A 7,543-nucleotide genomic window follows, 5' to 3' on the forward strand; every position below is an offset into this window, starting at 1 on the left:
AAGCAGGTAATGCACGATGTAATAGAGCCGGGAAGCCTAGTAAGGCTTCCCGTTTCTCTTTTTTGACAGAGGAAATGCCATGACTGATCTGAAACACACGCCACTTCATGCGCTTCACACGCAGCTAGGGGCCAAGATGGTGCCTTTTGCCGGGTACGATATGCCGGTGCAATACCCGCTGGGTGTTAAAAAAGAGCATGAGCATACCCGCGAGCGGTGTGGCTTGTTCGATGTATCGCATATGGGACAGATTCTGGTCTCCGGAGAAAAGGTCGCTGAAGCGCTGGAAAGTCTAATCCCAGCGGACTTGGTAGGCTTGCAAAAAGGCCAGCAGCGTTATGGCCTTTTTACCAGCACCGATGGCGGTATTATTGATGATTTGATGGTGGTGAATGCTGGCGATCACTTCTATCTGGTGGTGAACGCGGCATGCAAAGACCAAGATATTGCCCATTTGCGCGCTAATCTTGGCAACACTCATCAAATCGATGTGCTTGATCGCGGTCTGCTGGCGCTTCAAGGGCCACAGGCCCGCGATGTGATGCAGCGGCTCTGCCCGCAAGCCTGTGAGCTAACGTTTATGCAGCATGGTCGTTACACGCTGGCAGGATGTGACGTGTGGATCAGCCGCAGTGGTTATACCGGCGAAGATGGCTTTGAAATCTCTGTCGCGGCTGACGAGTGTCAGGCGCTTGCCGAAGCGCTGCTGGCCGAGCCTGAAGTAGAAGCGATTGGCTTGGGCGCGCGTGATTCACTGCGCTTAGAAGCGGGCTTGTGCCTATATGGTCACGATATGGATATGCAAACCACGCCTGTCGAGGCCGGCTTGATCTGGGCCATTGGCAAGCCGCGTCGCTATGGCGGCGAGCGAGCAGCGGGTTTCCCCGGAGCCGATGTGATTTTGCACCAAGTGGATACCAAAGATCATACCCGCAAGCGGGTTGGGCTGGTAGCAGAAGGGCGCGCGCCGGTGCGAGAAGGCAGTCTGCTGGTAGATGAAGCGGGCAATGAAATTGGCGTAGTGACTTCCGGAGGTTTTGGGCCAAGCGTCGGTAAACCTATTGCCATGGGGTACCTCGCCCGTGAGTGGGAAGCGCCCGGTACTACCGTCTACGCGTTAGTACGCGGCAAGCAGCTACCCATGAGCGTTTCCGCGATGCCATTTGTGGCCCCTGGTTACTATCGCGGTTAAATTAGCGAGCGCAGTTAATTCAAAAAAGATGCAAAAGCCCCTCGCGGGGCTTTTGCATGCGGAATATGCTTACCTTAGCACCTGTCGTGGGTCGATGGGTTTCCCCCCCTGACGTAAGTCAAACAGCAGATCATAACGCTGTGTCGCGTTACTTTGTCCTACATCACACAGCTCATCACCTGTACTCACCTGGTCCCCTACGCGGACGAGAATCCGCTCGCAGAGCGCGTAAACGGTTTGCAAGTTATCGGCATGGTGCACAATCACGACATCGCCGAGCTGTCGCATGCTATCTGCAAAGCGTACTTCACCAGGAGCAACGGCCTTAGCACGAGCGCCTGCCTGAGTTGCCAACAACATGGGCTGTAGTGTGCCGCGGCTGTCGGCACCAAACTGACGAACCACACGATAATCCTCTAAAGGCCACGGCCATCGGCGTGCCGAAGCTGGCAAACTAGCGCTTGGCGTAGGGGCAGGCGTTGGTGCATTACGGTTACTGGCGCTACTAGCGGCTGAACTACTGCTTGATGATGCCGTTCTAGCGGTACTGCTAAGCGGTACGCTAATGATTTGCCCGACACGCAATGCCGTGGGGGAAGTGCCTTGGTTAGCACTCTGGATTCGCCCCGTTGTGGTGTTAAAGTGCCTGGCAATACCTGAGAAGGTATCGCCGGGCCGGATTTGATAGCGATAAGGGCCGCCAGAAGGCGCTCGCTCCTGCTGGGTTGGGATCAATAGGCGCTGACCAACGGCTAAACGGCGAGAGTCAACCCCGGGGTTGAAGCGCTCTAGCCGTTCAAGTGGTACGTTAGCCCGTGCCGCGAGCTGCCCTAGCGTATCCCCACGTCTAACCTCTACCCAGTTGCCGCCAATAGCGCTGGCGCTGCTAGCGGCGGGCACCCGCTGGCTAGAGGAGGGGGTAGAGCTGGCGCAGCCAGTTAGCACGCTGGCCAATACACAAATGGTGAGCCAGTGGCTTAGTCGTGGTCGCTGAGGCGATCTAGCAAGGTATCTTTTTCCTGCCAGAGTGAGTTGATCCATGCGTGGAAGCGTTCCTTATGCTGCGGTTCGTCATGGTAGTTGGCAGTTTGCATCCATTCAGGAATGGCTAGCTGCCGGGCTTCAAGCGTAATGGGGGCTTCTTTACCGCATAAAAAACCCATAAACGTGGGTGATGGGTTGGTATAGCTAATAGTGACGTCAAGAATACCATCTAACTGATCACCCAGCAGGCTAAGTACTTGAGCAATTCCTCCTGCTTTAGGGCGAAGCAGATGCTGGAATGGACTTTGCTGCGACTCGCGTTTGGCGACGGTAAAGCGGGTTCCCTCGACAAAATTAAAAATAGCGATAGGGGCATGGCGAGCTTGGCGGCACATGCGCTCAGTGGATTCCCGGTCAACTGTGGCTAGCTTGGGGTTATTGGCGATCTGCTCACGGCTAAAGCGACGCATAAAGGGAAACTCAAGCGCCCAGAAAGCGAGACCAACAATCGGGATCCAGATAAGCTGGTGTTTGAGAAAAAAGCGCGGCATAGGAATGCGTCGGTGCAGTGCCATAAGCAAAATAAAGATATCGGTCCAACTGCGATGGTTGGAGATTACCAGCCACCACTGCTCAGGGCTTAATGTATCTGGCACGTTGATCGAGACATTGGGTTTTAACCAGTGCCGCATCCACCACAAATTGACGCCAATCCAGTTTAGTGCGACGGCACATAGCCCTTTAAGCAGCCACTCTTTTTGCCGCCGTCCAGGGACGATGACTTTGAGCAGCGTCAGAATAATCAGGGGGACACCCCAAACCAGCGTGTTCAACGTCAGCAGCAAGATGCTAACGCCCCCTTTAATAATTGGCATACCACAATCCTCACAGCTATTCGTCTGCGTGCTAAAGGCCTTTTAAGCACGCGCTTAGCGATAAATGCTAATAGATCAGCGCCACGCTGCCCAGCATAACCGTATCAAAGCGTTATGCGTCAATGGGTAGGGAAGGTGCTTTAACACTCTCAAGCAACACGCTACGCAGCGCATGCGCCGCCACGGAAAGCTCTTCCTGGGTCAGGATCCCCACGCGGCAAGCGGTGCTTGGCTCGACAAGTGGTACGCAGCGCGCACCCAGCTCATGCATTTGCTGAATGCACATGGAAGGCACAGCGCTGACCCCTAGGCCTTCTGCGACCATTCGTCCGACGGTAGAGAGCTGGTGGCTTTCAAAGGCGACAGGGAGGTCTATATGGCGCTTTTCAAGCTCTTGCTCCAGTAAACGCCGTACCATGGAAGGGCGTTGTAGCGTGATAAAGTCATTCTCAAGCAGCTGCGTCCAGGGCAGTGTGTCGCGGTGAACCAGAGGCGAGCTGGGAGGAACCACGGCGACAAACTGATCTTCAAACAAAGGTGTAAAACTTAAGCTTCCCTGGCCCTCCGGCGAGAAGGCAATGCCAATCTCTACCTGTCGGGAGCGCACCATATCCGTGACTTCTTCATTGATCACATCGTGCACCGTAACGTTGATTTTGGGGTACTGTTGCCGAAACTTAACCAGTGCACTGGGTAATAGATTGCAGGCAAAAGACGGCATGGCCGCAACGCTGAGTCGCCCTAGCTGTAACGTAAACCGCTGGCGCAGGCGTTCCTCGGTGTTATCCCACTGCGCCAGCAGATGTTTGGCAAGCGGGAGCAGCGACTCCCCCTCTGGGGTTAGTCGCACGCTGCGGGTGCTACGGATAAGCAGTTTGCCGCCTAGCGAATCTTCTAACCCTTTGATGGCAAGGCTTAGGGCGGGCTGTGAAAGGTGCAGGCGCTCACATGCCTGGGTAAAGCTTAGGGTCTGTGCCACGGCTAAAAATGCACGAAGCTGCTTGACGGTCATGGCGTCTCTTTATAAGTTATTAAAATAAATTGATAAGAAAAACAAACTTAACAAATATATCATCTAGGACAACACTGGCAATACTGTTCTGATCGTCATACTCACTATGTATGGCGCGACATTCCAACAAACGCTTCTTGCACACTATTCTCGACAAACGTTCTCAACACCGATACGTACTCAACAACAATGTGAGGCATAACAATGGCAGGATTCGACAAGCGTGTAGCTTCTTACGAAGAAGCAATGGAAGGCATTGAAAGCGGCATGACCGTCCTCGCAGGTGGCTTTGGTCTGTGTGGTATTCCAGAAAATCTGATCGCAGAAATCAAACGTCGTGGTGTGAAAGACCTTACTGTTGTCTCTAACAACTGTGGCGTCGATGGTTTTGGCTTAGGCCTTCTGCTCGAAGATCGGCAAATAAGCAAAATCTTCGCCTCCTACGTAGGCGAAAACGCGCTGTTTGAGCAGCAAATGCTGAATAATGAAATTGAGGTGGTGCTGACCCCTCAAGGAACGCTGGCAGAAAAAATGCGTGCTGGCGGAGCGGGCATTCCCGCCTTCTACACGGCTACAGGTTATGGCACCCCGATTGCAGAAGGCAAAGAAGAGCGTGTGTTCGATGGCCGCCACTATATTTTAGAAGAAGCCATTAAAGGCGATTTTGCGATTGTGAAAGGCTGGAAAGCCGACCGCTATGGCAACGTGATTTATCGCCATACTGCACAGAACTTTAACCCCATGGCCGCCACGGCAGGCAAGATCACCGTTGTAGAAGTTGAGGAGATTGTTGAACCAGGCGAACTGGAGCCAAGCCAGATTCATACGCCGGGTATCTACGTGGATCGTATTATCCAAAGCACATTCGAGAAGCGTATTGAGAAGCGCACGGTGCGCAGCTAAGCGCAACAACGCCAACAATCAACTAACTGCTAAGACAAGAGGTGGCACCATGGCTTTAACTCGCGAACAGATGGCACAGCGCGTTGCCCGTGAACTGCAGGATGGTTTTTACGTCAATTTAGGCATTGGTATTCCTACCCTGGTAGCTAACTATATCCCAGATGGTATAGATGTCATGCTCCAGTCTGAAAACGGCTTGCTGGGCATGGGGCGCTTTCCCACTGAGGAAGAAGTGGACCCCGATATGATTAACGCGGGCAAGCAGACTGTTACTGCGCGTCCTGGCGCTGCCATTTTCTCATCCGCTGAGTCATTCGCCATGATTCGTGGCGGACATGTGGATTTAACCGTGCTGGGGGCGTTCGAGGTTGATCAGGAGGGAAACATCGCTTCTTGGATGGTCCCCGGTAAGCTCATCAAAGGTATGGGTGGGGCGATGGACCTTGTGGCTGGCGCAGAAAATATTATTTGCACCATGACCCATGCATCCAAACACGGTGAATCCAAATTGCTGGAAAAATGTAACTTGCCGCTCACTGGCGCCGGGTGCATCAATCGAGTGCTAACGGATCTGGCTTACCTGGAAATTAAAGACGGTGCCTTCATCCTTAAAGAGCGCGCGCCCGGCGTTAGCGTTGAGGAAATTGTCGAGAAAACTGCAGGCAAGCTGATCGTTCCTGACCACGTTCCAGAAATGACCTTCGACGAGTAACACTGAAAGCGAGCATGGTGAAATGGCGTGGGTCTTGGCTCACGCCATGCTTAGCTGTTTTTGGGTGAGTGCCAAGCCTCCCAAGTAATCCGGTAACAGTCAAAGCCTGAGTTAAGCGTCACCAGCGTTAAATATTCAGCAGTGGTGCTAAGAGGCCATTAATTGCTTATCACGGACAAACTGGTCGAATTCGGTAAAGCCGCCAATGTGCTGCTGGTCGACAAAGATTTGCGGTACGGTATGAATGGGTTTGCCCGCAGTTTTGGCGATATCTTCCTTGGTAACGCCTTCTGAGGGCATGTCTACATAGCGGTAGCCATCAATTTTGCCGTTACTCTCGAGGTGTTCGGCAAGATGCTTGGCACGTACACAGAATGGGCACGACATGCGCCCAAAAATGACCACAAACATGGCAACAACTCCTTTACGATACAGAAATAAGTAAGTGCTTGAATTAGGAATCAGCGCCCATTGTGGCGTAGGGCACAGGTTTTCGCCAATAGCACCACACTACGTGCCCTATAAAGCCGCACAATGAGCAATGGAACAGTAGGAGAAGCCATGCAAACCCTGGCTCCGCATGAATATGGTTATTTAGCTGAGCTTGCTAAGTGCTACCGCGATGAGCACTTAGCAGGACTTAAGCAGCAGGCGCACTTCAATCCGCGATTAGGCGTTGATGCGCTCTGTTTTCAGCATATTGAGTCGCGCATTAGCGGCGCCAGCGTGATGGCTGGCGCTTTAATTACGCCTTGTGAACTATGGCTTGTCGCGCTGCCAGAGCAGTCTGCTTTACAAGCGCCGCTTGAGTCACAGTGTGCGTTAACGCTTCCTTCAGGCCGTTACTCACTGCAACTAGAGCGTTTGCCCGCGGGTATCGAGCTTTATAAGCGAAAAATCTTAGAAGATTTAAGCGATCTTGAAACGCTTCAAGAGACAGCACGATTAGCACAGCGCATGATGGAACAGCTAATGACCCCGAACGCTGTACCGCAAGGGTAGAGTAGGCAGAAGCTGCCGGCGACTCCTATACTCATGAGCGTTTATACATTCATTACCGTGCAGTTAATAAAAGGACGTCTGAATGTCATCCCAAAAAGCTTCAACCCCTCGGGTTGCCGTGGTGACTGGTACCAGCAGCGGTATCGGTGAAGCCGTTGTTAAACACTTTTGCGAGCAGGGCCACCAAGTCCTGGCCGTCGATTTTAATCCTGCAGGGAAAGAGATTGCAGAAGCGGCAGGCGCGGCGTTTTACCAAGCGGATCTCACCGACGCAGATGCATGCCGTGGCGCAATTGCTGAGGCAGTGAAACGCTTTGGTGGCGTGGATATTTTGGTGAATAATGCCGGAATTCAGCATGTCGCTTCTATCGAGACTTTTCCCGAAGAGAAGTGGCGGCAAATTATCGACCTGATGCTGACCGCGCCATTCCTTCTCACCCAGGCCGCTTGGCCTTATATGCGTGAAAAGGGCTGGGGGCGAGTGGTAAATATTGCCTCAATCCATGCGCAGGTGGCATCGCCGGGTAAGGCGGCGTATATCAGCGCCAAACACGGCATGATTGGGTTAACCAAAACCGCTGCGCTGGAAGGCGGCGAACAGGGCATTACCGCCAATGCGATTTGCCCTGCGTATGTTAAAACCCCGTTAGTAGATAACCAGATTGCCGATCAGGCCAAGCTGCATGGTATGGATGAGCAAGAGGTGATCGAGAAAATCATGCTCAAAAACGCCGCGATTAAGCGCTTAATCGACCCCTCCGAAGTTGCTCAGTTGGTTGCTTACCTGACGTCAGATGCGGCGGGCGCAGTCACTGGCGCTAGCTGGAATATTGATCTCGGCTGGACAGCACACTAACCCACCC

General features: G+C 53.0%; 9 protein-coding genes. 5 read left to right on the forward strand and 4 right to left on the reverse strand.

What is annotated here, in order from left to right; translation table 11 throughout:
• Positions 1-79: 79 nt before the first annotated feature.
• Complete coding sequence (gene gcvT, locus L1249_RS10915; RefSeq protein ID WP_044630538.1) at positions 80-1,192, forward strand: glycine cleavage system aminomethyltransferase GcvT; 1,113 nt, start codon at positions 80-82, stop codon at positions 1,190-1,192.
• A 69-nt stretch (positions 1,193-1,261) separates the two neighbouring features.
• Here gcvT and L1249_RS10920 read toward each other — a convergent pair whose 3' ends face one another.
• From L1249_RS10920 to L1249_RS10930, 3 genes are all read right to left on the reverse strand, one after another.
• A complete protein-coding gene (locus L1249_RS10920) occupies positions 1,262-2,233 on the reverse strand; it encodes a LysM peptidoglycan-binding domain-containing protein (protein WP_235253584.1) in 972 nt (323 codons plus the stop codon).
• Positions 2,170-3,051 carry an acyltransferase gene (locus L1249_RS10925; RefSeq protein ID WP_089674429.1) on the reverse strand — a complete coding sequence of 294 codons (882 nt, stop codon included), beginning with the start codon at positions 3,049-3,051 and terminating at the stop codon, positions 2,170-2,172. Before L1249_RS10925 ends, L1249_RS10920 begins: the two co-directional genes overlap by 64 nt.
• Before the next feature lie 112 nt (positions 3,052-3,163).
• Entirely contained in the window at positions 3,164-4,063 is a 900-nt protein-coding gene (locus L1249_RS10930; protein ID WP_235253586.1) for a LysR family transcriptional regulator, read from the reverse strand.
• 204 nt (positions 4,064-4,267) lie between these two features.
• Here L1249_RS10930 and L1249_RS10935 point away from each other — a divergent pair, with 204 nt between their 5' ends.
• A complete protein-coding gene (locus L1249_RS10935; protein WP_044630541.1) occupies positions 4,268-4,966 on the forward strand; it encodes a CoA transferase subunit A in 699 nt (232 codons plus the stop codon).
• Between the two features lie 49 nt (positions 4,967-5,015).
• Positions 5,016-5,678: a CoA transferase subunit B gene (locus tag L1249_RS10940; protein WP_044630542.1), complete on the forward strand. Its 663-nt coding sequence runs from the start codon at positions 5,016-5,018 to the stop codon at positions 5,676-5,678.
• A gap of 147 nt (positions 5,679-5,825) precedes the next feature.
• On the opposite strand, the gene L1249_RS10945 is transcribed toward L1249_RS10940, so the two are convergent.
• Positions 5,826-6,089 carry a GrxA family glutaredoxin gene (locus L1249_RS10945; protein ID WP_044630543.1) on the reverse strand — a complete coding sequence of 88 codons (264 nt, stop codon included), beginning with the start codon at positions 6,087-6,089 and terminating at the stop codon, positions 5,826-5,828.
• Positions 6,090-6,239: 150 nt separating this feature from the next.
• Between L1249_RS10945 and hybE the strand changes: the two genes are divergently transcribed.
• Both hybE and L1249_RS10955 read left to right on the forward strand, forming a co-directional pair.
• Positions 6,240-6,680 carry a [NiFe]-hydrogenase assembly chaperone HybE gene (gene hybE, locus L1249_RS10950; protein WP_044630544.1) on the forward strand — a complete coding sequence of 147 codons (441 nt, stop codon included), beginning with the start codon at positions 6,240-6,242 and terminating at the stop codon, positions 6,678-6,680.
• Positions 6,681-6,762: 82 nt separating this feature from the next.
• Positions 6,763-7,536, forward strand: a complete 774-nt coding sequence (locus tag L1249_RS10955) for a 3-hydroxybutyrate dehydrogenase (protein ID WP_044630545.1) — start codon at positions 6,763-6,765, stop codon at positions 7,534-7,536.
• Positions 7,537-7,543: the final 7 nt, after the last annotated feature.

The sequence above is a fragment of the Halomonas sp. Cn5-12 genome (assembly GCF_021532545.1).
Classification (GTDB): Bacteria; Pseudomonadota; Gammaproteobacteria; order Pseudomonadales; family Halomonadaceae; genus Vreelandella; species Vreelandella aquamarina.

Bases quoted from the DNA above. Each gene is read 5' to 3' on its own strand.
- L1249_RS10940 (WP_044630542.1), top strand. From the start codon at position 5,016: ATGGCTTTAACTCGCGAACAGATGGCACAGCGCGTTGCCCGTGAACTG.
- L1249_RS10930 (WP_235253586.1), bottom strand. From the start codon at position 4,063: ATGACCGTCAAGCAGCTTCGTGCATTTTTAGCCGTGGCACAGACCCTA.
- L1249_RS10955 (WP_044630545.1), top strand. From the start codon at position 6,763: ATGTCATCCCAAAAAGCTTCAACCCCTCGGGTTGCCGTGGTGACTGGT.
- L1249_RS10935 (WP_044630541.1), top strand. From the start codon at position 4,268: ATGGCAGGATTCGACAAGCGTGTAGCTTCTTACGAAGAAGCAATGGAA.
- L1249_RS10920 (WP_235253584.1), bottom strand. From the start codon at position 2,233: ATGGATCAACTCACTCTGGCAGGAAAAAGATACCTTGCTAGATCGCCT.
- gcvT (WP_044630538.1), top strand. From the start codon at position 80: ATGACTGATCTGAAACACACGCCACTTCATGCGCTTCACACGCAGCTA.
- L1249_RS10925 (WP_089674429.1), bottom strand. From the start codon at position 3,051: ATGCCAATTATTAAAGGGGGCGTTAGCATCTTGCTGCTGACGTTGAAC.
- hybE (WP_044630544.1), top strand. From the start codon at position 6,240: ATGCAAACCCTGGCTCCGCATGAATATGGTTATTTAGCTGAGCTTGCT.
- L1249_RS10945 (WP_044630543.1), bottom strand. From the start codon at position 6,089: ATGTTTGTGGTCATTTTTGGGCGCATGTCGTGCCCATTCTGTGTACGT.